The organism is Vibrio sp. 10N.222.55.B11 (genome assembly GCF_041473705.1).
Classification (GTDB): domain Bacteria; phylum Pseudomonadota; class Gammaproteobacteria; order Enterobacterales; family Vibrionaceae; genus Vibrio; species Vibrio crassostreae_C.
The window spans coordinates 1-23,463 of the sequence record NZ_JBFRST010000070.1 but is presented as its reverse complement, the minus strand read 5'-3'; the positions used below and the strand labels follow the sequence as shown (position 1 = coordinate 23,463).

Below are 23,463 nucleotides of genomic sequence, written 5' to 3'. Positions count from 1 at the left end.
TTAAGTGAACGGCATTACTCCCTAGGGAGCCTTTGTTGTATCTGACGGTATCAAATTTAGATTAAGCGTCTTTTTTGTCTTCGTTCTACACTTTGTCTTTTGATGCCTTATCTTTTGATGCGTCGTCGTCATTCGTTGATTTTGCATCTGAAGAGTCGTTGTCTGCTGGAGTTTCTTCCTCGTCCTCGTCATCGCGGTTTTCGATAACACCGTGTGTCTCTTTCCACTTCTCCCAGCGTTGGAACGCCAGTTCTTGCATGTCAGTCGTCTTATCCGCTTCGTCGACAATCTCTTCGCCCACTAGGTGCTCAAAGATGTCTTCTAGGGTGATGATGCCCTGAATAGTGCCGTATTCGTCCACAACTAAAGACAGTTGCAGGCGGTTTGCCATCATCTGGTCAAAGGCCTTAGCCAAGCCCATGTTGTTCAGCAACACGTGGATAGGGCGCATTACTTCACCCAAAGCTTTCTCACCACAACCGGCTTGCTGCAATCTAAATAGCTCTAAGCGGTGAACAAAACCGATGATGTTGTCACTCTGCTCGCTGTAAACCAGCGGACGTGAGAATGGCGTGTCTTTATGTTGTTCTAGGAACGTATTCACACTCATTTCCGCATCAACACGGAATACCACTGGGCGCGGCGTCATTACCTGAGTCACGGGTACATCTTGAATACCCAGTAGGTTGCTCAGGATTTTTGACTCGCCTTCTGCAAATTCACCGCTCTCTTTTGCCAAAATCGCCATTGCAGATAACTCATCACGCATTTTTGGTGCTTGGTGGCCACGAGCAAGACGTTTGGTGATCTGTTCTGAGAACCATACAAACGGTGTTAGGAAGAACACCATCCAACGAAGCACGCTTGCCGAAGCAGGAGCAAGTTGACGCCAGTAGGTTGCACCAATGGTTTTTGGAACAATCTCAGATAATACCAAGATACCTAGCGTTAGCACGGCAGAGAAGACACCTAACCATTGGCTACCAAAAACGACAGCCGCTTGTGCACCTGCTGTCGCAGCACCGATAGTATGGGCGATGGTGTTGAGCGTTAAAATTGACGCAAGCGGGCGGTCAATATCTGTTTTCAGTTTGTCTAAAGACTCTGCTGCAGGGTGCCCATTTTGTTTTAGTTGAGCAATGTAGCTCGGACTAATACTCAAAAGTACAGCTTCCAAAACAGAACAAATGAAAGAAACTCCAATAGCAATGGAGACGTAAATAGATAGCAGCAGCATGTTTGCCCTTAAATTAAATTGTACGCTTTAGCAGCGATTCAGCGTGGATTATAGTGAAAAAGTAGTGGCTAGGTCATCATTAATTTTGCTCTCAGCCCCTTTTAAACAAGGGCTTGCTTAATAAAATCAGTAACAAATTGTGAGTTATTACTCATATTATGGCTAAAACTACGGCATTAGAGCTAAAGATCGACGACAAACCTTTGCCAGATGGGGCATTTATGTTTTAGAGTGAATTGAATTCAAAAATACAAAGAAGGGAAACCTAAAATGAACAAGACTCAATTAATCGACTTTATTGCTGAAAAAGCGGACCTTTCTAAAGCACAAGCTAAAGCTGCTCTAGAAGCGACTCTTGGCGGTGTTACAGATGCTCTTAAAGATGGCGATCAAGTTCAGCTAATTGGTTTTGGTACTTTTAAAGTAAACCACCGTGCAGCTCGCACTGGTCGTAACCCAAAAACTGGTGATGAGATCCAAATCGCTGCTGCAAATGTTCCAGCATTTGTTGCAGGTAAAGCGCTGAAAGATTCAGTGAAATAATCTAAACTGTACCGAGGTAGTCGTATTCCACCTCGGTACAGGTTTTTATGAAAAAAGCATTTCTTCTCGTTTCACTATTATCTACATTTCTTATTGGCTGTTCTTCAACAAGCCCTCGCAAAAACCTAGAGCAATTTGAAACTCACACTGGCGGCCAAGTCATGGGCGACGCGACGAGTTTCTACTGGGTTACAAACAAGCTAACACAACCTCATACTTCAGCTGACTACGTCACTGTCGGCGATTACGGCTGGTACCAAACTGATTATGCTTGGTCAGAAGGCGTGCTTCGTGAATTCATTCGTGAAGGCGAGCAGCGTAACTCTTCTAATGAGCTGGTTCCCTATCGAGTCCATGTGCGTTTCAATAAGTCAGGCGAAGCTGTGTATCAACAGTATCGTATTGATAGCAAAATCTTACCTATCCAAGCCAAGCAGCTTGAAAACTATCAGAAAGAAGCGACGTCGGTTCTAGAGACCACAACGAAGCAGCATGATGAAGGGCTTAGGCTGATTCAGGGTTACTGGAATGGCAGCTCTTTTAAAACGTGCGCTGGTGGTGAGTTTGATCGCATTGAATTTAACCAGACCTTGCCAGGCTTCGTGATTGACCGATTGGCGTCTGTGGAAAGCTATGCGGCGTTTCTTGGCAGTGATTCACTGGGTAAGATGAGCGTGGAAGAGTTACTGATGCTGGCTGAAGACAGCCATGATTGTGTCGTTAGGCCATCATTGTTGAAAGAATAGCGAGTAATCAAAGGATTGAGAGTATTTGGCCTACTGTAGGCCAAGTGCCTATTTGTCTGTACAAATACAGATTCTTGTGTAAATGAGATAATAAAAGGCGCCTATTGAGGCGCCTTTTTCTGTTATTCACTTGCTGTCATTTGCTTACTGTTATTGGAAAGTAAGCGAGCAACAAGATTGTTTACTGCTCTTGTTCGCGCGCAATCGCACGGTAACCAATATCATTGCGGTGGAACATACCATTCCAGCTAACTTGCTTCGTCAACGCGTAAGCGCGCTCTTGAGCCTCAGAAACCGTATTGCCCAGTGCTGTTGCACAAAGTACACGACCGCCGTTTGTCACAACGTCGCCAGCTTCATTATTTGTCGTACCCGCGTGGAAAACCTTTTGGCCTTCAACTTCGCTTGTTGGTAGTGAAATAACGTCACCTTTTGCGTAGTCAGCAGGGTAACCGCCAGCCGCAAGAACAACACCGATAGAAGCGCGTGGATCCCACTTCGATTCTGCTTCGTCGAGCTTCTCGTCGATAGCCATTAGGCAAAGTTCAACAAGGTCTGACTCCATACGCATCATGATAGGTTGCGTTTCAGGGTCGCCAAAGCGGCAGTTGTATTCGATAACTTTAGGTGTGCCGTCAGCATCGATCATTAGGCCAGCGTAAAGGAAACCTGTGTAAGGTGCGCCTTCTGCGTCCATACCACGTACCGTTGGGTAGATAACTTCCTCAAGGATACGGTTGTGGATTTCTGGAGTTACAACCGGCGCAGGAGAGTAAGCACCCATGCCGCCCGTGTTTGGCCCAGTGTCTTTGTCGCCAACACGTTTGTGATCTTGGCTGGTGGCCATAGGAAGCACGCTAGAGCCGTCAACCATTACGATGAAGCTTGCTTCTTCGCCTTCGAGGAACTCTTCGATAACAACGCGGCTGCCTGCTTCGCCAAAGGCGTTGCCCGCTAGCATGTCTTTGATTGCGTCTTCTGCTTCTTCAAGGGTCATCGCAACGATAACGCCTTTACCTGCCGCAAGACCGTCAGCTTTCACTACGATAGGAGCGCCTTGCTCGCGAACGTAAGCGATAGCTGGCTCAATCTCAGTGAAGTTTGAGTAGTAACCTGTTGGGATATCATGACGAGCTAGGAAGTCTTTAGTGAATGCTTTAGAGCCTTCAAGCTGTGCTGCAGCTTGAGTAGGGCCGAAGATTGGCAAACCTACTTCGCGGAATGCATCAACCACACCGATAACCAATGGTGCTTCAGGGCCCACGATAGTCAGTTCGATTTTTTTATCTTGAGCAAACGCGACTAAACCAGCGATGTCTTCAACGCCGATGTTTACGTTCTCTAGTTTTGGCTCAAGTGCAGTACCTGCGTTACCTGGAGCGATGAATACTGTTTCAACGTTTGGGTTTTGTGCTGCTTTCCAACCTAGTGCATGCTCACGACCGCCAGCACCAATAATTAATACATTCATTTTATTTTACCTTTGATAGCTTCATCAGATTACCTATTTCGGCGTCAAACATGCTCACTTATAGTCATAAGCTCCGCGTGTTTTCCTTGAACTAGGCAATCTGATTTTGCTCTAAAAATTAAAATTTCTATTAACGTTGATGAGTAAAACGCCAACATTAATGAACGGTTAAACGAATAAAAAAGGCTCTAGGAAAACCTAGAGCCTATTCTGATTAGTGGCGGAAGTGACGCATGCCCGTAAAGATCATCGCCATGCCGTGTTCGTCTGCTGCTGCGATAACTTCGTCATCACGCATAGAACCACCCGGTTGGATAACACACTTGATGCCAGCCTCTGCAGCCGCGTCGATACCGTCACGGAATGGGAAGAATGCATCTGATGCCATCACACAGCCTTCAACCTGTAGACCTTCGTCTGCAGCTTTGATGCCTGCGATTTTCGCAGAGTAAACGCGGCTCATTTGGCCAGCGCCAACACCAATTGTCATGTCGCCTTTCGAGTAAACGATAGCGTTAGATTTAACGTATTTCGCTACTTTCCAGCAGAATAGAGCATCTTTCAATTCTTCAGCTGTAGGTTGGCGCTTAGAAACCACTTTAAGGTCATCTTCAGACACCATGCCTTGGTCGCGGTCTTGAACTAGCAAACCACCGTTAACGCGTTTAACGTCAAAGCCAGTTGTCTTCGTTGTCCACTCACCACACTCAAGTAGGCGAAGGTTTTTCTTAGCCGCTACGATTGCTACTGCTTCAGCAGAAACTGATGGTGCAATGATAACTTCAACGAATTGACGCTCAGTGATAGCCGTTGCTGTTGCAGCGTCTAGCTCACGGTTGAAAGCGATGATGCCGCCAAATGCAGAAGTTGGGTCTGTTTTGAATGCACGGTCGTAAGCTTCTAGGATGTCTTCACCTAGTGCAACACCACATGGGTTAGCGTGCTTAACGATCACACATGCTGGCTGGTCGAACTCTTTCACACACTCAAGTGCTGCGTCGGTGTCAGCGATGTTGTTGTAAGAAAGGGCTTTACCTTGAATCTGGCGAGCTGTAGAAACTGATGCTTCTTCAGGGTTTGCTTCAACGTAGAATGCGGCTGCCTGGTGGCTGTTCTCACCGTAGCGCATGTCTTGCTTTTTCTCGAACTGTTGGTTGAACGTGCGAGGGAATTTGCTCTTGTTTTCAGGAGAAGGTTCGTCACCTTCTTTGTTCTCACCGTAAGATGGAACCATAGTGCCGAAGTAGTTTGCGATCATGCCGTCGTAAGAAGCGGTGTGCTCGAATGCTGCGATAGCGAGGTCGAAGCGAGTCTCTAGTGTTAGAGATTTATCGTTCGCGTCCATTTCAGCGACAACGCGCTCGTAGTCGTGTGCGTTAACAACGATCGTTACGTCTTTGTGGTTTTTCGCTGCAGAGCGAACCATTGTAGGGCCGCCGATGTCGATGTTCTCAACAGCATCAGCAAGGGTACAACCTTCTTTAGCAACGGTTTCTGCGAATGGGTATAGGTTTACAACAACCATATCGATAGGGTTGATACCGTGAGTTTCCATCACGTCATCATCTTGGCCACGACGGCCTAGAACACCACCATGAACTTTTGGGTGCAGAGTCTTAACACGGCCATCCATCATTTCTGGGAAACCAGTGTAGTCAGATACTTCTGTAACAGAGATGCCTTTTTCAGCAAGCAGGCGAGCAGTGCCACCGGTAGATAGGATATCTACACCACGGTTAGCAAGAGCTTGTGCAAATTCAACGATACCAGTTTTGTCTGATACGCTGATTAGAGCGCGGCGAATTGGACGAGCGTTATTCATGCTTCCATCTTCCTCAAATTCATGGGGTTAAAATAAAGATATTTGCCAAAAAAGAACTTGTTTCTATCTTCTTAGCGTGGATTATCTTAGATACCAGTAAGAGATAAAATATTGGCCAGTTTTGGTAAAGACCTTTTGGGTTAGTCTTATGATTAAGCTATAAGATAACCAACTCCAAATTTGATGGCGCAGATTCTAACTAATTTATTACAAAAAAGCTCGCGCAATCGTTTGGCATCTCAAAATTAATTATGAAAAGTGCCATTTCAGCCTGAAAAGTAACGATAAGGTTAATTGTGGAATGGACGAAACAGTAGGAAAAAACATGTTTCAGATCGGTGAATTAGCGAAGCGATGCGGTGTGACAGCCGATACCTTGCGATTTTATGAGAAGAATAACCTGATCGCGCCAGCCAGTCGCAGTGACTCGGGTTATCGCCTATATGATGAAAATAACCAGAAACAGGTGACGTTTATTCTCAAATCTAAAGCGTTGGGGCTGAGTTTGGACGAGATTAAAGAATTGCTTGAGATTCGCCTCGAGGCCACACAGCACAGTTGCTCTGAAGTGAAGTCGATTACCTCAGCAAAGCTAGAGATGATTGATGAGAAGATTACCGAGTTAACTAAGATTCGCACCGCACTTAAAAAGATTAATGATGCGTGTTGTGGTCACGTAGACGATGATGCAAGCCATTGTTCGATTCTGGCAGCCTTGGATTCCGCAAACGTCGACAAAGGGCGCTGTTGTCGCACTGGAGAGTAATCAGCCACTATCACGGATCGACAAGCCAAAAAAAAGCCAAACTCAACAATGAGCTTGGCTTTCAATTCAATAAATTACGAAAGAACGATTAGTTCATGCCGTATTTTTTAAGTTTCTTGCGAAGAGTACCGCGGTTAATACCCATCATGGTTGCTGCGCGAGTTTGGTTACCGCGAGTGTACTGCATGATAGTGTCTAGTAGTGGCTGTTCAACTTCAGCTAATACTAATTCGTATAACTCGCTGACTTCTTGACCGTTTAATTGAGCAAGGTAATTTTTCAATGATGCTTTAACTGAGTCACGTAGTGGCTTCTGCGTGATTTGGTCTTGTGATGTAACTGTAGTTACTGTCAATGCTTCTGAAGTCAGATTTTGTTCGAACATATTCGGTCTAGCTCTTCTCGTAATTATGGTGCAACGTTATCAAAAAAACCTTCTAGCGCTTCAAGCTGCAGATCACCTGCTTCGAATGCGTTGAAGGTACGGCGAAACTCACTCGCTTGTTCATGTTCTTTTAGATACCAACCCACATGCTTACGAGCGATGCGAGGGCCTAAAAACTCTCCATAAAATTCATGTAGAGCGTGCACATGACCAAGCATGATGTCTTTCACTTCCGAAATCGGGAGTGGGTCCATCGTGGTGCCGTTTTCCAAATAGTGTAGGATTTCGTTAAAAATCCAAGGACGTCCTTGGGCAGGTCGACCTATCATTAAAGCATCAGCGCCGGTGTACTCCAGCACAAACTTCGCTTTTTCCGGACTATCGATATCACCGTTAGCGATAACCGGAATAGATACTGCTTGTTTCGCTGCTTTAATGTGTTTGTATTCTGCCTCACCTTTGTACATACAAGCGCGAGTTCTTCCATGGAGCGCAAGAGCTTGTATGCCGCAGTCTTCGGCTATTTTCGCGATTTGGACACAGTTTCTATTGTCTGTATCCCAGCCTGTGCGCGTTTTCAACGTTACTGGAACGTCGACAGCATTTACCACCGCTTTCAGAATGTCTTCAATGAGTTCTGGATGCTGCAGTAAGGCTGAGCCCGCAAGCTTCTTATTCACTTTTTTGGCTGGACAACCCATGTTGATATCGATGATTTGCGCACCGTTATCGACATTAAATTGAGCAGCCTCGGCCATAAGCTGTGGATCTGCACCAGCGATTTGTACTGAACGAATGCCCGATTCGCCTTCATGTACCATTCGCTGCTGAGACTTTGACGTTTTCCAAACTTTCGGATTGGAGGACATCATTTCACTGACTGCCATCCCCGCACCGTAGCGAAGACACAACTCACGGAATGGTCTATCCGTTACGCCAGCCATAGGAGCGACGATTAGATTGTTCTTAAGTTGATAATTTCCGATTTTCAAAAATGTCATCACAGTTCTGTACCAGCAAGGGCGCGCATTTTACGCATTTTTTCGCTGCGTGAAAAGACTAATATTTGAGCATTTACAATTTGTTTTTGTAATTTGTTTAAATTTCAGTCAATTAGCGCCCAAAGTCTTGTCTAGCCTTGCTTGCGACCTGAGATTCGACACCATTCTTGTTGTTCGATGATCGGATCAATGTGAAGCTCATCACGATAATAAGTGGCAACATCTTCTGCTTGTGTATCTAAAACACCCGACATCGCAAGTACACCATTTGGCTTAACTAGGCCCTTGATGATGCCAGAAAGGTCGCGTAATGGACCCGCAAGAATGTTGGCAACAACAACGTCTGCTAGCAAACCTTCCGGTTGATCTTGTGGCAAGAACACCTCTAGTTGCTCAGCAACGCCATTGCGTTGTGCGTTGTCTTTTGATGCAAGCAGAGCTTGAGGATCAATGTCGATCCCGATAACTTTTGCTGCGCCTAGTTTGATCGCAGCGATCGCTAGGATGCCTGAGCCACAACCGAAGTCGATCACGGTTTTGCCTGCAAGGTCTAAGCCTTCAAGCCACTCAAGACACAATGCCGTTGTCGGGTGAGTACCTGTACCAAATGCAAGGCCAGGGTCTAGCATTACGTTAACAGCGTCAGGTTCAGGGATATCGCGCCAGCTAGGGCAGATCCATAAACGCTCACCAAACTTCATTGGGTGGAAGTTGTCCATCCATTCACGCTCCCAATCCTTGTCTTCAATTTGCTCTACTTTATGAGCAAAGTCTGCAGGGAACATGTTGCTTGCTTTAATCTGCGCTAGAACGACACCAGTATCAGTCTCAGCGTCGTAAAGCGCGAGAATGTCAGTATCACCCCAAAGGCGAGTTTCGCCTGGCAGAGGCTCAAATACAGGGGTATCTTGTGCATCCAGGAAAGTTACAGAAAGAGCACCAGTCTCTTCCATTAACATGTCGCCGATTTGTTCGGCATTTTCATTGGTAGCATTAAGCTTGATTTGAATCCAAGGCATGGCTGCATCTTCTATATGAGAAAAATTGGATGGCGAGTCTAGCAGAAAATATGAGCAAATTCACCAAAACCCCACGGAATATAATGGGGATTAAAGATTGATTTTTTCGGCGGTTCAAAAACAAAAATGCTCACCGAAGTGAGCATTTTGACTGTTCTTAAACGAACGGATTATGACAAACCAAGTTTCTTCTCAAGGTAGTGGATGTTTGCACCACCGTGTTGGAAGTTTTCGTCGTTCATAATAGACAGTTGAAGCTCAGTATTAACGTTAATACCTTCAACAATCATTTCACCCAATGCGTTCTTCATACGAGCGATAGCAACATCACGGTTCTCACCGTAAGTGATCAGCTTACCAATCATTGAATCGTAGTGTGGTGGCACTGTGTAACCCGTGTAGATGTGAGATTCCCAACGTACGCCCATGCCGCCTGGTGCGTGGAAACGTTCAATCTTACCTGGTGAAGGTAGGAAACGAACTGGATCTTCAGCATTGATACGACATTCGATTGAGTGGCCACGCAGCTTAATGTCATCCTGAGTGAATGATAGAGGCTGACCAGCTGCAATACGTAGCTGTTCTTTCACTAGGTCGATACCCGTTACCATTTCAGTAATCGTGTGTTCAACCTGGATACGAGTGTTCATTTCGATGAAGTAGAATTCACCGTTCTCGTATAGGAATTCAAATGTACCTGCACCGCGGTAACCGATCTCAATACATGCACGAGTACAACGTTCGCCAATGTACTTACGCATCTCTTCAGTGATACCTGGAGCTGGCGCTTCTTCCACAACTTTCTGGTGACGACGTTGCATTGAACAGTCACGCTCACCTAGGTGGATAGCATTACCTTGGCCATCTGCAAGCACTTGTACTTCAATGTGACGTGGGTTTTCTAGGAATTTCTCCATGTAAACCATGTCGTTGTTGAAACATGCTTTTGCTTCAGCACGAGTCATCGCGATAGCTTCTGTTAATTCTGCTTCAGAACGAACAACACGCATACCACGACCGCCGCCGCCGCCAGATGCCTTGATGATAACTGGGAAGCCAATGCGTTTAGCGTGCGCTTTGTTTTTTGCTTCGTCGTCGTCAAGAGGGCCGTCAGAACCTGGTACACAAGGTACGCCAGCTTTCTTCATTGACGTGATAGCTGACACTTTGTCACCCATCATGCGAATGGTTTCAGCTTTAGGGCCAACGAAGATAAAGCCACTGCGCTCTACCTGTTCTGCAAAGTCTGCATTTTCAGATAGGAAGCCGTAGCCAGGGTGAACAGCTACTGCACCTGTAACTTCAGCTGCGCTGATGATACGAGGGATGTTTAGGTAGCTATCGATACCACGAGCTGGACCGATACAAATGGTTTCGTCTGCAAGCAGTACGTGCTTAAGATCACGGTCAGCAGTTGAGTGAACCGCTACCGTTTTAATGCCAAGCTCTTTACATGCACGCAGAATACGTAGTGCAATCTCACCACGGTTCGCGATTACTAATTTATCTAACATAATGAGTGCTCTCTATTATTCGATAATTACTAGAGCTTGGTCGAATTCTACTGGTTGACCGTCTTCAACTAGGATAGCTGTTACAACACCAGATTTATCAGCTTCGATTTGGTTCATCATTTTCATTGCTTCAACGATACATAGCGTTTCGCCAGCAGTTACAGATTGACCAACTTTAACGAATGGTTTTGCGTCTGGGCTTGGAGCGCCGTAGAAAGTACCAACCATTGGAGAAAGAACTTGGTGACCAGCTGGAACTGCTGCTTCTGCTGCTACAGGTGCCGCCGCAGGAGCTGCTGCCGCTACAGGTGCTGGAGCAGCTGCATATTGAACAGGTGCTACAGGTGCAGTGCTGTTACGACTGATTCGTACTGACTCTTCACCTTCAGAGATTTCTAGCTCAGAAATACCAGACTCTTCAACCAATTCGATTAGCTTTTTGATTTTGCGAATATCCATTGTTTCTTTCTCTTTATCTGTTAATTGAACTTACTCTATGACTGAGTAGGTTAGTAATAGTTCGTTGTTTATGTTTACTTTGAGTTGAGCTTGCTGAGCGCAGCGGTCAAAGCAAATTGATAACCTTGGGCACCTAAGCCACAAATCACACCTTCTGCTTTATCAGATAGGTAAGAGTGATGACGGAATGGTTCACGCGCGTGAACATTCGATAGATGAACCTCAATAAATGGTATGGCAACGCCAAGTAGTGCATCACGCAGTGCCACACTGGTATGTGTAAAGGCTGCTGGGTTGATAATAATAAAATCAACATTTTGATAAGCACTATGGATAGCTTCAATCAGTTCGTACTCACGATTTGACTGTAAGTGAGATAGCTCAACATCGTGTGCTTTCGCTTGCTCGGTCAGTGAGCTAATAATCTGGTCAAGTGTTTGAGAACCGTAGTGTGCGGGCTCTCTAAGGCCTAACAGGTTAAGGTTTGGGCCATTTAAAACTAGAATGCGAAACTTTGTAGACATCGTGGGGCTATCTTCCTTTATCGTGTTTACGAACGTGAATGTTGCCATTTTATTGAAAATTTGCGGTTAATTTCCAGTGAGAAAAACCCAAATTTAAAAATTAGAACCAGATTATAGCTAATTCAGCGCAAATCGCAGCAATTTACTGGTCTAATCTCCTATTGATACAGCTTGGAATTGTTACCAACTTAACAAAAAAGCGTCTTAGCCTTAATTTGGGGCGGGATATTTGAGATCAAGATCAGCCATAAAAAAAACCGCCACATAGGTGACGGTTTAGAAAGTGCTGTTTTAAACAGTGATTAGCTGCTGTGACTGGTTGCTTATGCCAGTTCTGCTTTCTCGGCAATCAGCTTATCAACCACACTTGGGTCGGCCAGTGTCGAGGTATCACCTAGGTTACCTGTATCGCCAGTCGCGATTTTACGCAGGATACGACGCATGATTTTACCCGAACGAGTTTTTGGTAGAGAGTCGGTCCAGTGCAGTACATCTGGCGTTGCAATTGGGCCAATCTCTTTACGTACCCAGTCTTTTACTTCTTTATGAAGCTCTGCGGTTGGGAACTCACCATCATTCAGCGTGATGTAAGCGTAAATTGCTTGGCCTTTAATATCATGAGGGATACCCACAATCGCGGCTTCTGCAATCTTATCGAACGCGACTAGAGCCGATTCAATCTCAGCAGTACCCATACGGTGACCTGATACGTTAAGTACATCATCGACACGCCCCGTAATCCAGTAGTAACCGTCTTCATCACGACGAGCGCCGTCACTGGTGAAGTACATGCCTTTAAAGGTCGAGAAGTAAGTCTGTTCGAAGCGGTCATGATCGCCATGAACGGTACGCATTTGGCCTGGCCAAGAGTCAAGAATCACTAGGTTGCCGTCTGTTGCACCCTCAATGATGTTACCCATGTTATCAACCAGTGCCGGTTGCACACCGAAGAATGGACGAGTTGCAGAGCCCGGTTTCAGGTCTGTTGCGCCTGGTAGCGGTGCAATCAAGATACCGCCCGTTTCTGTTTGCCACCATGTATCAACAATTGGAGATTGCTCATTACCGATTGTTTTGTAGTACCACTCCCACGCCTCTGGGTTGATAGGTTCACCCACTGAGCCCATGATTCTTAGGCTGTCACGAGAAGTACCTTCAACGGCTTCATTGCCTTTCGCCATCAATGCACGAATAGCCGTTGGCGCCGTATAAAGAATATTAACTTGGTGCTTATCGACCACTTCGCTCATGCGGCTGGTGTTCGGGTAATTTGGCACGCCTTCAAACAGAATCGTTTTTGCGCCATTAGCAAGCGGTCCGTAAACAAGATATGTGTGACCGGTAATCCAACCCACATCGGCTGTACACCAGAAAGTCTCGCCTTCTTGGTAATCGAATACGTATTTGAAGGTCATCGCAGCATAAACAAGGTAGCCACCTGTGGTGTGCATAACGCCTTTAGGTTTACCTGTTGAGCCTGACGTATAAAGGATGAATAGTGGATCTTCTGCGTTCATCTCTTCTGGTGGGCAATCTGCAGATACATTAGCAATAGCATCGTGCCACCACACATCGCGATGTTCGTGCCATGCCACATCACCGCCAGTGCGTTTGAATACAACAACCTTCTCGATGTTTTTCACTTCAGGGTTCGTCAGTGCTTCATCGACATTCTTTTTCAGTGGAACAGCACGGCCGCCACGCACGCCTTCATCGGCAGTGATAACGACTTTAGAATTTGAATCGATAATACGACCAGACAGTGCTTCTGGTGAGAAACCACCAAATACGACTGTGTGAACCGCACCGATACGGGTACACGCCAGCATGGCTACTGCCGCTTCTGGCACCATTGGCATGTATAAACAAACCACATCACCTTTGCGCACGCCTTGCTCTTTTAGAGCATTCGAAAACAGGCACACTTCTTTATGCAGTTCATTAAAAGTTAGAGTTTTATCATCTGCCGGGTCATCGCCTTCCCAGATGATAGCGACTTCATCACCGCGCTCAGCAAGGTGGCGGTCGATACAGTTAGCCGAAACGTTAAGCGTGCCATCTTCAAACCAGCAAATATCAATGTGGCCAGGGTCGAAAGAGGTGTTTTTTACTTGTGTGAAAGGTTTGATCCAATCAACGATTTTTCCGTGTTCACCCCAAAAGCCTTCAGGGTCAGAAACAGATTGCTGGTACATGGCTAGGTAAGTGTCATTATCCGCGTGTGTGGTTGATTTAATATTTTCTTTTACCGGATAAACGTGGGCTTCACTCATTGCATCTCTCCTTGTGCCTACATTCCTAATGAACTGGCAACTTCCTTTGTGTTCAGTTTCTAGGTCTATTACAGAACCGTCTTTGTGTTATCACTCTCGGCTAGGACGGCGATTTCCACAATTAGACTTTAGGATGAGACGCTGCTTTTCACTTACAAAATAGCGAGTTAAGTTCAATTTTGAGATGTTGCTCTCTATGTGAAGCGCCAGTGGTTGAATTAAGAATAAGAAGAGTTGAAACGGGGAAGGTCACCATGTTTCAGGCGCACAAAGATCAGCGCAGCGGAGATAGCGTCTTGTAATGCATCATGTTTATTGACCGGGATAGGTAAATCGAGTTGGCGACAGATGGCGTCCATACTGAGATCAAAATAGGCATTGGGCAGCTGTCTTTCGAGTTTGTCTTGATAGAGTTGGCTCACTTCGACTAATCGGTTAGGCAGTGGAAATCCAAGCTGTTTTAAACAGGCGCGGTCGAGAATTTTTTTATCATAGCGGATGTGATAGCCGACTAAAGGACGATTTCCAATGAAGTTCAGTAGCTCGATTAAAGCCTGTTTTTCTTCGATGCCGTGCTTTAGATCTTGATGACGGATACGGTGGATTTTTATTGAATTGCAATCGAGCGATTGGGGGGCGCGCAACCGGACTTCAAAAGGTTGGCTGGTAATGATTCGGTTACCGATGATCTTGGTCGCGGCAATGGTAACTAATTCTGCCTGATTGGGATCTAGGCTGGTGGTTTCACAATCGAGCGATACATATTCATGATCAATAGGCGCGGTAAACAGAGGCTGATAGAGGGAGCCTTTGAGCTTGTGATGCCAGTAATAGCGAACCAACCTATTCATCGTTCAATGCCTAATCCCGTATCTGATAGTGGTAGCCGAGCCATTGCTTGAATTTCTTCACCACGTGCAGGCTATGACGAAGCAGATCCCTGTCTGCTCGTTCCATCAGTTTGACGTTAATCTTGTTGCTGCTGTGCTGCTGAGAAAGCCTTTGGGCTAAGCGCCACTTAAAGAATTGCTTGAGTGCTTCACTGAGATTATCGGCAGTACTTTGCTCTAATACTTTCTTGCTGACCAGCTGCTCAATGCGTTCGAAGGTGTTGTTGACCGTGACACCATGTTCTAGGCAAAGCGCTCTCACACCATGCACGATAGGGAAAATACCGCCTTGTTTGATATCGAGTCCGGACTTAGATTGCTTCACATTACCAAACAGGGTCAGGGGAACTGAGAAGTTCAGCGCCGGGCGGCAGAACTCCGTCAGAATCAATTCTTGTCCGAGCATTAAATCACTGAGGTGCTGCTTTACAGGTTTTAATAACTCTCTATTCCCCGCTACTGCGTGTGCATCTGCCATGATCGCGATATCCATCACGGTGTCTGGCGTGGCTTTTTTTACCCAATGGGTGAGGGTTTGTTTCCACTCTTGTTCTGAATGCACCCATTTCGGATTGTTGACCATTACGTTGCCCGGGCACAGTGGGTAACCCAATTGTTGAAGGGTATGGGTGAGGTCGTTCATGGCACTTTGGCATTGATGCCATTCCAAACCATCTTGAATAATCAGAGCGTTGTCTTGATCGGTTTTGAGAATTTGCTCTCCACGCCCCTCAGAACCCAACACGATTAGGCAGCAATGATTATGCAGTGCAGGTGGGATCACCAACTCAAAAGCCTTCTCTATGATCTGTTCGTTGACCGCAGAAATCAGCTCCATGATAAAGCGTGTGCGAATCCCATTACTGAGCAAGCTCTCGACCAGTTGACGTTGTTTGTTGGATGCCATTGCCAATTCTTCAACGCTGGTGGCGCGCGCAATACGCAAAGTAAGAACGTGGGAGTGTGTGGAGAATGCACTGAGAATCTGTGTCATATCCACCATGCCGACCGCATTTTTACCATCACAAACCATCAACCTTTTTACTCGATTTCTGGTCATGGTAATCATGGCGTTAAATAAGAAATCGCCTTGGTTCACGTGCATCACCGGAAACGTTGCGATCTCACCGACAGGCGCATCCAGTGTGAAATTATCGAGCATCACAGCATGCAATAAATTGGTTCGAGTGACGATTCCATACGACAAGGAACATGATGATCCAAAAGCTTTTGGATCATTATGTTCCAAATGGACTAGGGCCGAGTCTAACCCTTGTTCTTTAAGGGTTTGAGTGACTTGGTTGATCGGTTGGTTTGGTTCAAGTATCAGTGGTGGGTGATAGATAGAGTCATCCACTTTGGTTAATATAAACTCGGCAAGATTCTGTTGCTGCTGGGCGGCTTCTATCAAAGCTTTTCGTGTTGATAGGTTGCTATCAAAGTAGGCAGCGAATTGGCCATTGGCGTGGTAAAGCTCAAGAAAAATATCGGTGGGCAGCAGATAACTTAATGTATCTTCGAGTGCGATATATTGGTGTTTGGTGTGGGGTTCAAACTGGCTGCGGACATCAAAAATATCGTCATTGGCATAGTGTGCGTAAATCTCACCATCACTGCTCGCGCGCTCTTCAACAGCTCCTTTGATCAAAATATGCAGGTGTCGGCTCGGCCTTTCAGCTTCCAGTATCACTTCTTGAGAGCGGTAATACACCACGTCTAATGAAGAGCGAAGCTTCAACTGTTCGGCGTCGGACAGGCTATCGAAGGGCGGGTGCTGCATATTAAATTTGTCAGGCATAAGCATCACAAGAAGAAATGGGAGTCTTTAATCAGTCTGACAAAATACCAGCGAAGCTCCAGACGACTTTAGTCTAAATGCGAGTATGAGTATTGATGAGCGTGAAATCTCTTGTTGAAATGCGATATCCAGACCCATTGAATATGGGAATACTATCCCAGTAATAATTCCCTTTTTCATCGTATGCGAGATAGGCATAATTGGTGCTGCCTTTTTCCGCACACTTTATAGGTCATTTATGTTTAGCCCTTCACCCTATGGCTGGATCTCTCAGTATTTTCTTGGTTTCTTTTTTGCGTATGGCGTGTATTTGCCATTTTGGGCGTTGTGGTTTGAAGACCAAGGCGTGTCTGCTGGTGATATTGGCGTATTGATTGGTATCGGCTTTGCGACTCGTTGTGTGGCCAACTTAGTGATTACGCCGCGTATCCATAAAGTGGAACACTTGATGCCAGCGCTACGCTGTTTGAGTTTCGCTGCGCTGCTGTTTGTCGGTTTCCACTTCTTCACCGGTGGCAGCTTTATACTGATGTTGTTGGCAACGGTACTGTTTAACCTCTGTTGTGGGCCGATCATTCCTCTTTCTGATGCGATGGCTAACCATTACAGTCGTTTGAAAATGCTCGACTACGGCCGAACTCGCCTTTGGGGCTCAATTGCCTTTATCGCAGGTTCAACGGTTGTTGGCTATTTGGTGGCACAATTTGGCACCGACATGATTTTGTATACTGCACTTGCGGGCGTGTTGTTGTCATTAATTCTGGCGATGAGAAATCCTAACGTGATGCCAGTAACGCAATCTGAGCAACAAGCGGCGCGACCAAAACTAGGTGAACTGCTGCGTGAGTCGTCAGTGGTAAAGTTTTTAGCCTTGATGGCGCTGCTGCAAGGTAGTCATGCGGCTTACTACAGTTTTAGTGCGATTTATTGGAAAGAAGCGGGTCACTCAGAAGCTATCATCGGTTATTTGTGGAGTTTAGGTGTTGTTGCTGAAGTGGCCGTATTTGCTCTGAGTAAGCGATTATTCTCAGGCTGGTCACTGCGTACTTTGTTTGTCGTCGCGGCTATTGGGGTGATGGCGCGTTGGGGTATTACCGCATCAACCACGGCGATTTTCGCACTGGTGATGGTGCAGCTACTGCATGGCGTGACCTTTGCCATGGCACACATCGCCGCGATTCAATACATCCAATCTGAAGAACAAAACAAGATGGTTGCGCTACAAGCTCTGTATAACGCGATTCCATTAGGTGCCTTTATTGCACTGATGACCACCTTAAGTGGTTGGGGTTATGAGCTTTGGGGCGCAAATATCTTCTGGGGTATGGCTGCTATGGGTGCACTTGCTCTGTTCATTAAGTTGGATGAAAGAAGTTCAGTGGTTGAGATTAATCAATCAGATTCGGAACAGTCAGAATCTCACAGCAAATGCTGATAATTAGAGTCTAAAGCACAGAATTTAAGCGATGCGATTGAGTTAATCACCCATCCTTAGTTAAATGAAACCTCTCCCTTATGGAGAGGTTTTTTTATGGATGAAAAAAGGGTTTTCAATGCAAGGATGGATAGTAATTCCAGTCTCTTTAGCCTACTTGGGCGTGTTATTTCTGATCGCTTGGTATGGAGACAGGCAGGTTCGTTGGCTATCGCGTTGGCGCCCGTGGATCTATAGCCTTTCGATTGCCGTGTATTGTACCTCTTGGACCTTCTATGGAACTGTCGGGCAGGCGAGCAATAACCCTTGGTCTTTTTTACCCATTTATCTCGCCCCGATTCTGGTCTTTACACTAGGCTGGCGGATCTTGGCGCGGCTGATCCTGATTGCGAAGCGGGAGCACATCACCTCCATTGCCGACTTTATCGCGGCTCGTTACGGAAAATCTCAGGGCTTAGCTGTGGCGGTGACGGTTATCGCCGTGGTCGGTATCCTTCCTTATATCGCTCTGCAACTGCGTGGTATTACCATGGGGTTGGATATTGTTGCGCCCAACCTAGCGGCTGACTTCGGTTATCAGGACTATCATGTGTCTTGGTTTGTGGTCGGTGCTTTGGCTATTTTTACCATGCTGTTTGGTACAAGACACATTGATAACACAGAGCATCACCGTGGCATGATGATGGCGGTGGCGTTTGAATCCATCGTTAAGCTCGCCGCATTCTTGATTGTTGGCTTGTTCATCATGTATCTGGCGATGAGCAGCGACAAGATCGACTTGCTTGATGTGGCGGCTTCCACCTACGAATCACCCAATATTCCGACCTTAATTATTCATACCGTTTTAACCATGTTGGCGATTGTCTGTTTGCCACGCCAGTTCCATACCATGGTGGTAGAGAACGAACGTCCTCAAGACCTGCATACCGCTCGCTGGTTGTTTCCGCTTTACCTGATTTTGATGGGACTGTTCGTGCTGCCAATTGCTTGGGCAGGACAAGGACTACTTACTGGTATGCCAGCGGATACCTATGTGATCAGTGTGCCAATGTCAGAAGGCGCTAATCACATTGCCTTGCTGGCTTTCCTTGGTGGTACGTCTGCGGCAAGTGGCATGGTGATAGTGTCGACCATCGCTTTGGCGATCATGGTGTCGAATGATTTAGTGATGCCATTGTTACTGCGCCGTATGCGCCTAACTCAAAGAACCCATCGACACTTTTCTGGCCTGCTATTGGTGATTCGCCGCGGGCTAATTTTACTGCTGTTACTGGGTGCTTGGCTGTTTTATCAGGCGCTCGATACCATCCATTCACTGTCAGCGATTGGCTTTCTTTCCTTTGCTGCGATTGCTCAATTCGCGCCAGCACTTATTGGTGGTTTGTACTGGCGCCCGGGTAACCGCAAGGGCGTGTATGTCGGCTTAATGGTGGGCTCGTTGATTTGGCTGATTACCTTGATGAGCCAAACCAGCATGCTAGCGGGCGATAGCGAAAGTAACTTACTGCTGTGGATTATCACGCCGCCAGAACTGCTGATAAGTTGGGATGTTAGCAGCTCAAATTGGGGCATAGTGCTGAGTATTTTACTCAATACCTTGTGCTATGCCGTGGTCTCGATGACGACTAGGCCAAGCCTAAGTGAGCGCTTACAATCGGCAGCATTTGTTGGTACACCATTGCCTGAAAATGAGAATATCAGCCTCTATCAAAACCGTGTGACAGTCGCTGAATTAGAGATGTTGGCATCACGTTTTGTGGGTCGCAAGCGAGCGAAAAGCGCCTTACACAGTTATTGGCAGCAGCACGGTCAGCCGTTACTTCCCAATCAACAGGCGCCCGCAAGCCTGATTAGACACGCAGAGCGTGTGCTTGCTGGTGTGTTCGGTGCTTCGTCTGCTAAGTTAGTACTCACTTCTGCTTTGCAAGGCAGAAACATGCAGCTTGAAGAAGTGGCGACCATCGTTGATGAAGCCTCGGAATTGTACGACTTCAGCCGTGGTTTACTGCAAGGCGCGATTGAACATATTGGCCAAGGCATTGCAGTAATAGACAAACAAATGAGGCTGGTGGCGTGGAATCAACGTTACTTAGAACTGTTTGAGTTCCCTGCTGGCTTGATTCAGGTTGGTCGACCCATTTCAGATGTGATTCGTCACAATGCTGAGCAAGGTTTGTGCGGTCCGGGCGACCCGGAAGATCACGTTCGCCGCCGTGTTTATCACCTTGAACAAGGTACTCGACACACCTCTTCTCGTATTCGTCCTGATGGTCGAGTCATTGAAGTACAAGGTAATCCGATGCCAAGCGGTGGCTTTGTGATGAGCTTTACCGACATCACGGTATTCCGACAAGCAGAGCAAGCGCTAAAAGATGCTAACGAAAGTTTGGAATCGAGAGTTCATGAACGAACTCAAGAACTCGAGAAGCTTAACCATCGCTTGGTAAAGGCGACGCAAATCTCTGACCAAGAATCACAATCCAAGAGTCGTTTTCTTGCGGCTGTGAGTCACGATTTGATGCAGCCATTAAATGCTGCTCGCTTGTTTGCTTCTTCGCTATCTGAGGTCGCCAAAGAACAAGAGGTCAAACAGCTTTCATCCCACATCGAGAGTGCCCTTGGTGCGGCTGAAGATCTGATTGGTGATTTGTTGGATATCTCGCGCTTGGAATCCGGTAAGTTAGAAACCAACATTCATGCGATTGCCGTGCATGATGTACTAACCAATTTGAATGCGGAATTTAGCGCTTTAGCGATACAACAAAAAATCCAGTTTCAAATGATCCCATCGTCATTGTTCATTCATTCTGACCCTAAATTATTAAGACGAGTGATTCAGAACTTTTTGACCAATGCGTTTCGTTACAACCCGGAAGGGAAAGTAGTACTGGGTGCGAGACGAGTGAATGGTCAGGTTAGAATTGATGTGTGGGATAACGGAACCGGTATCGATGAAGACAAGCAACAAGAGATCTTCGAAGAATTTACTCGTGGTAGCCAAGTGCGTGCTGATCAGGGGTTAGGGCTAGGATTAGCCATCTCCAAAGGTATTGCCCATGTGCTTGGTCATCAAATATCGATGCGCTCATGGCCGGGGCAAGGCAGTGTCTTTTCCATCACCTTAGCTAGAGCGGAAAAAGTGGCTCCAGTTGTGCAAGCTTCGACGCCAATGGCGACCAGCGACATCGAACATCTCAAGATATTGTGTGTCGATAATGAACGAGAAATCTTAGTCGGTATGGAAAACCTGATCGGACGTTGGGGCTGTGAGGTTAAGACGGCGGTTGATTTGGTCGAAAGCTTGCAGTGCCTAGATGAGGGTTGGCTACCTGATGTGATTTTCTCTGATTACCGTTTAGATAATGGCAGAACGGGTCTCGAAGTCCTGCAGCAGTGTCGCTTGCGCCTCGGAGACTCTTTTGAAGGGGTCATCATTAGTGCCGATAGAACCGATGACATGTTGGCAGCGATAAAGGCCAACAGCTTTCGCTTTATTGCCAAGCCAGTGAAGCCACTTAAGTTAAGAGCGGTCTTGAATCGAGTGAGCTAGTTTGGGTTAACAGGCTCGGATTAGTACGTTCGTGAGCGGATAGTGAAAAGGCCTCAGATGAGGCCTTTTTTGTCTCTGTTTTTTTTGCGAACGCCGATTCGCTTGTTAATTCAATAACTAACCAGCAATGCCACCTTGTGTCAGTGTGGTTGGATCAAGCAGTTTACTGAGCTCTTCTCGGCTAAGATCGGTTTCTCTTTCTGCGACATCCAGAATTGGTAAGCCTTCTTTGTAAGCTTTCTTGGCAATATCAGCCGCCTTCAAGTAGCCAATCACAGGGTTAAGTGCGGTCACTAGGATTGGGTTCTTTGACAGTGCCAAATCGAGATTGTCTTGGCGTACCGTGAAGGTCGCGATGGCTTTGTCCGCTAAAGCGACTGAGCTGTTTGCCAATAACTCAATACTTTCCAACACGTTATGAGCAATCACTGGCAGCATCACATTAAGTTGGAAGTTACCTGATTGTCCGGCTACGGTAATGGTGGTGTCGTTGCCAATGACTTGCGCCGCCGCCATAGCTGCAGCTTCTGGAATCACAGGATTTACCTTGCCAGGCATGATCGATGAGCCTGGTTGTAGAGCCTGTAATTCAATTTCCCCTAAGCCAGCTAACGGCCCAGAGTTCATCCAGCGAAGATCGTTTGAGATCTTCATGATCGCAACTGCTGCCGTTTTGAGCTGACCTGACAGCGCAACGATCGCGTCTTGACTGCTGAGGCTAAAAAAGAAGTTTTCACTCGAGCTAAAACTGATCTTTGTCGATTGAGACAGGTTACTCGCAAACTTATCGGCAAAGCGTGGGTCAGCATTGATCCCTGTTCCAACCGCAGTACCACCTTGTGCTAAAGCCTTGATAGCGGGCAGGGTGTTCTCTATTGCTTGCTTAGCGTGTTCTATCTGAAATTTCCAACCACCTAGCTCTTGAGCAAAGGTCATTGGCATCGCATCCATTAGATGAGTGCGGCCGGTCTTCACGACCTCCGCAAGTTCCTGTTGTTTGATGGTGAGTGCTTCAGAAAGGTGAGTTAATGCAGGTAATAGCTTATTTTCAGCCATCAAAGCAACGCTCACTTGAATTGCGGTTGGCACCACATCGTTACTGCTTTGGCCCATGTTGACGTGATCATTGGGGTTCACGTCGCCTTGCAAGCTTCTTGAGGCAAGCGTAGCAATCACTTCATTGGCATTCATGTTGGAACTGGTACCTGAACCGGTTTGGTAGACATCGATAGGGAATTGATCGAGGTGTTTACCCTCAATGATCTCTTGGCTGGCTTCGGCTATCGCGTTGGCAATATCACCTTCCAGTAGACCTAACTGAGCATTGGTATCTGCCGCTGCCTGTTTAATTAACGCCAGTGCTTGAATAAAACTGGTCGGCATCTTGTGAGAGCTAAACGCGAAGTTATCCGCTGCACGCTGAGTTTGTGCTTGGTATAGCGCATCGGCAGGGACTTTCACTTCGCCCATGCTGTCTTTTTCAATCCGAAATTGTAGGGTCATGTTCTATCCTTGTTAGCCAAGTGGGGCTTGGACTTGTTTTAGTGTTTGGCTGAGATTCAAAAAACGCGCTTGGCCTTGAGGTTGCTGGCAGTAGTGGCGCTTCAAATAAAATAGTGGTGAGTGAATAGAGTCTAGGCAGATATGACGAAAGGCGAAACTGCGCTGAGGAGACTCAATCGCTTCAATCAAATGAAAGAAAACTTGGCGTAGATACAGCTCGCACAACAAGATGTTTTCTTGAGCGGCATGCTTTTCATAGTAAGCCGAAAGCGTCAGTGCACACTCGATATACTCTCGAATTACAAACGGCTCATGGTCTTGAACTTGTTCTAATGAAGCAAAGCGATCCTGTGCTTTGTAAAATCTCGAATAGAGAACCTGCTGCTCTTTCATCATCATCTGCATCTCTTTATTGGATGTTAATGATAATTATTATCAAATAAAATTTTAAAAACAACCCTTTGTTTATCTTTTTATAAAGTGAGCAGAAAAAGAAAAAGCCGATACATGAACTGACCCCCAATAGT

Annotated in this window: 19 protein-coding genes; 5 read left to right on the top strand and 14 right to left on the bottom strand. The window is 46.3% G+C overall.

Annotated elements, in window-relative coordinates:
• Window positions 1-85: 85 nt before the first annotated feature.
• Window positions 86-1,237, bottom strand: a complete 1,152-nt coding sequence (locus AB4503_RS22635) for a CNNM domain-containing protein (RefSeq protein ID WP_017062700.1) — start codon at window positions 1,235-1,237, stop codon at window positions 86-88.
• A 270-nt stretch (window positions 1,238-1,507) separates the two neighbouring features.
• Between AB4503_RS22635 and hupA the strand changes: the two genes are divergently transcribed.
• On the top strand, window positions 1,508-1,780 hold the full coding sequence (gene hupA / locus AB4503_RS22630; RefSeq protein ID WP_004729753.1) for a nucleoid-associated protein HU-alpha: 273 nt from the start codon (window positions 1,508-1,510) through the stop codon (window positions 1,778-1,780).
• A gap of 47 nt (window positions 1,781-1,827) precedes the next feature.
• Complete coding sequence (locus AB4503_RS22625; RefSeq protein WP_017063655.1) at window positions 1,828-2,526, top strand: DUF1481 domain-containing protein; 699 nt, start codon at window positions 1,828-1,830, stop codon at window positions 2,524-2,526.
• Window positions 2,527-2,707: 181 nt separating this feature from the next.
• Here the strand turns inward: AB4503_RS22625 and purD are convergent, their stop codons facing one another.
• On the bottom strand, window positions 2,708-3,997 hold the full coding sequence (gene purD, locus AB4503_RS22620) for a phosphoribosylamine--glycine ligase (protein ID WP_017062702.1): 1,290 nt from the start codon (window positions 3,995-3,997) through the stop codon (window positions 2,708-2,710).
• A gap of 214 nt (window positions 3,998-4,211) precedes the next feature.
• Window positions 4,212-5,819, bottom strand: a complete 1,608-nt coding sequence (purH, locus tag AB4503_RS22615; RefSeq protein ID WP_065584281.1) for a bifunctional phosphoribosylaminoimidazolecarboxamide formyltransferase/IMP cyclohydrolase — start codon at window positions 5,817-5,819, stop codon at window positions 4,212-4,214.
• A 325-nt stretch (window positions 5,820-6,144) separates the two neighbouring features.
• Here purH and zntR point away from each other — a divergent pair, with 325 nt between their 5' ends.
• Window positions 6,145-6,585: a Zn(2+)-responsive transcriptional regulator gene (gene zntR, locus AB4503_RS22610; RefSeq protein WP_102429030.1), complete on the top strand. Its 441-nt coding sequence runs from the start codon at window positions 6,145-6,147 to the stop codon at window positions 6,583-6,585.
• A gap of 88 nt (window positions 6,586-6,673) precedes the next feature.
• On the opposite strand, the gene fis is transcribed toward zntR, so the two are convergent.
• The 9 genes from fis to AB4503_RS22565 all read right to left on the bottom strand — a co-directional run bounded on the left by fis (window position 6,674) and on the right by AB4503_RS22565 (window position 16,454).
• Window positions 6,674-6,970 (bottom strand): DNA-binding transcriptional regulator Fis, encoded by a 297-nt coding sequence (gene fis, locus AB4503_RS22605; RefSeq protein WP_004729744.1) that lies wholly within the window; start codon window positions 6,968-6,970, stop codon window positions 6,674-6,676.
• 23 nt (window positions 6,971-6,993) lie between these two features.
• A complete protein-coding gene (gene dusB / locus AB4503_RS22600; RefSeq protein ID WP_032546269.1) occupies window positions 6,994-7,962 on the bottom strand; it encodes a tRNA dihydrouridine synthase DusB in 969 nt (322 codons plus the stop codon).
• Window positions 7,963-8,102: 140 nt separating this feature from the next.
• A complete protein-coding gene (prmA, locus tag AB4503_RS22595) occupies window positions 8,103-8,990 on the bottom strand; it encodes a 50S ribosomal protein L11 methyltransferase (protein WP_017055901.1) in 888 nt (295 codons plus the stop codon).
• 170 nt (window positions 8,991-9,160) lie between these two features.
• Window positions 9,161-10,504, bottom strand: a complete 1,344-nt coding sequence (gene accC / locus AB4503_RS22590; protein WP_017062706.1) for an acetyl-CoA carboxylase biotin carboxylase subunit — start codon at window positions 10,502-10,504, stop codon at window positions 9,161-9,163.
• Between the two features lie 15 nt (window positions 10,505-10,519).
• Complete coding sequence (gene accB, locus AB4503_RS22585) at window positions 10,520-10,963, bottom strand: acetyl-CoA carboxylase biotin carboxyl carrier protein (protein ID WP_372115747.1); 444 nt, start codon at window positions 10,961-10,963, stop codon at window positions 10,520-10,522.
• A 74-nt stretch (window positions 10,964-11,037) separates the two neighbouring features.
• Entirely contained in the window at window positions 11,038-11,487 is a 450-nt protein-coding gene (gene aroQ / locus AB4503_RS22580; RefSeq protein WP_010435475.1) for a type II 3-dehydroquinate dehydratase, read from the bottom strand.
• Between the two features lie 323 nt (window positions 11,488-11,810).
• On the bottom strand, window positions 11,811-13,760 hold the full coding sequence (gene acs, locus AB4503_RS22575; RefSeq protein WP_372115746.1) for an acetate--CoA ligase: 1,950 nt from the start codon (window positions 13,758-13,760) through the stop codon (window positions 11,811-11,813).
• A gap of 218 nt (window positions 13,761-13,978) precedes the next feature.
• On the bottom strand, window positions 13,979-14,611 hold the full coding sequence (locus AB4503_RS22570) for a 3'-5' exonuclease (RefSeq protein ID WP_017062708.1): 633 nt from the start codon (window positions 14,609-14,611) through the stop codon (window positions 13,979-13,981).
• Window positions 14,612-14,621: 10 nt separating this feature from the next.
• The gene (locus AB4503_RS22565; protein ID WP_102429028.1) at window positions 14,622-16,454 is read right to left on the bottom strand and encodes a DUF294 nucleotidyltransferase-like domain-containing protein; all 1,833 of its coding nucleotides are present in this window, start codon (window positions 16,452-16,454) and stop codon (window positions 14,622-14,624) included.
• 232 nt (window positions 16,455-16,686) lie between these two features.
• On the opposite strand from AB4503_RS22565, the gene AB4503_RS22560 reads away from it, so the two are divergent.
• On the top strand, window positions 16,687-17,883 hold the full coding sequence (locus tag AB4503_RS22560; protein WP_017062710.1) for a 3-phenylpropionate MFS transporter: 1,197 nt from the start codon (window positions 16,687-16,689) through the stop codon (window positions 17,881-17,883).
• A 118-nt stretch (window positions 17,884-18,001) separates the two neighbouring features.
• A complete protein-coding gene (locus AB4503_RS22555) occupies window positions 18,002-21,433 on the top strand; it encodes a PAS-domain containing protein (RefSeq protein ID WP_372115745.1) in 3,432 nt (1,143 codons plus the stop codon).
• 117 nt (window positions 21,434-21,550) lie between these two features.
• Here the strand turns inward: AB4503_RS22555 and AB4503_RS22550 are convergent, their stop codons facing one another.
• Window positions 21,551-22,936, bottom strand: coding sequence for a lyase family protein (locus tag AB4503_RS22550; protein WP_017062713.1), 1,386 nt, complete (start codon window positions 22,934-22,936; stop codon window positions 21,551-21,553).
• Between the two features lie 12 nt (window positions 22,937-22,948).
• The gene (locus tag AB4503_RS22545; protein WP_372115744.1) at window positions 22,949-23,335 is read right to left on the bottom strand and encodes a hypothetical protein; all 387 of its coding nucleotides are present in this window, start codon (window positions 23,333-23,335) and stop codon (window positions 22,949-22,951) included.
• Window positions 23,336-23,463 lie beyond the last annotated feature (128 nt).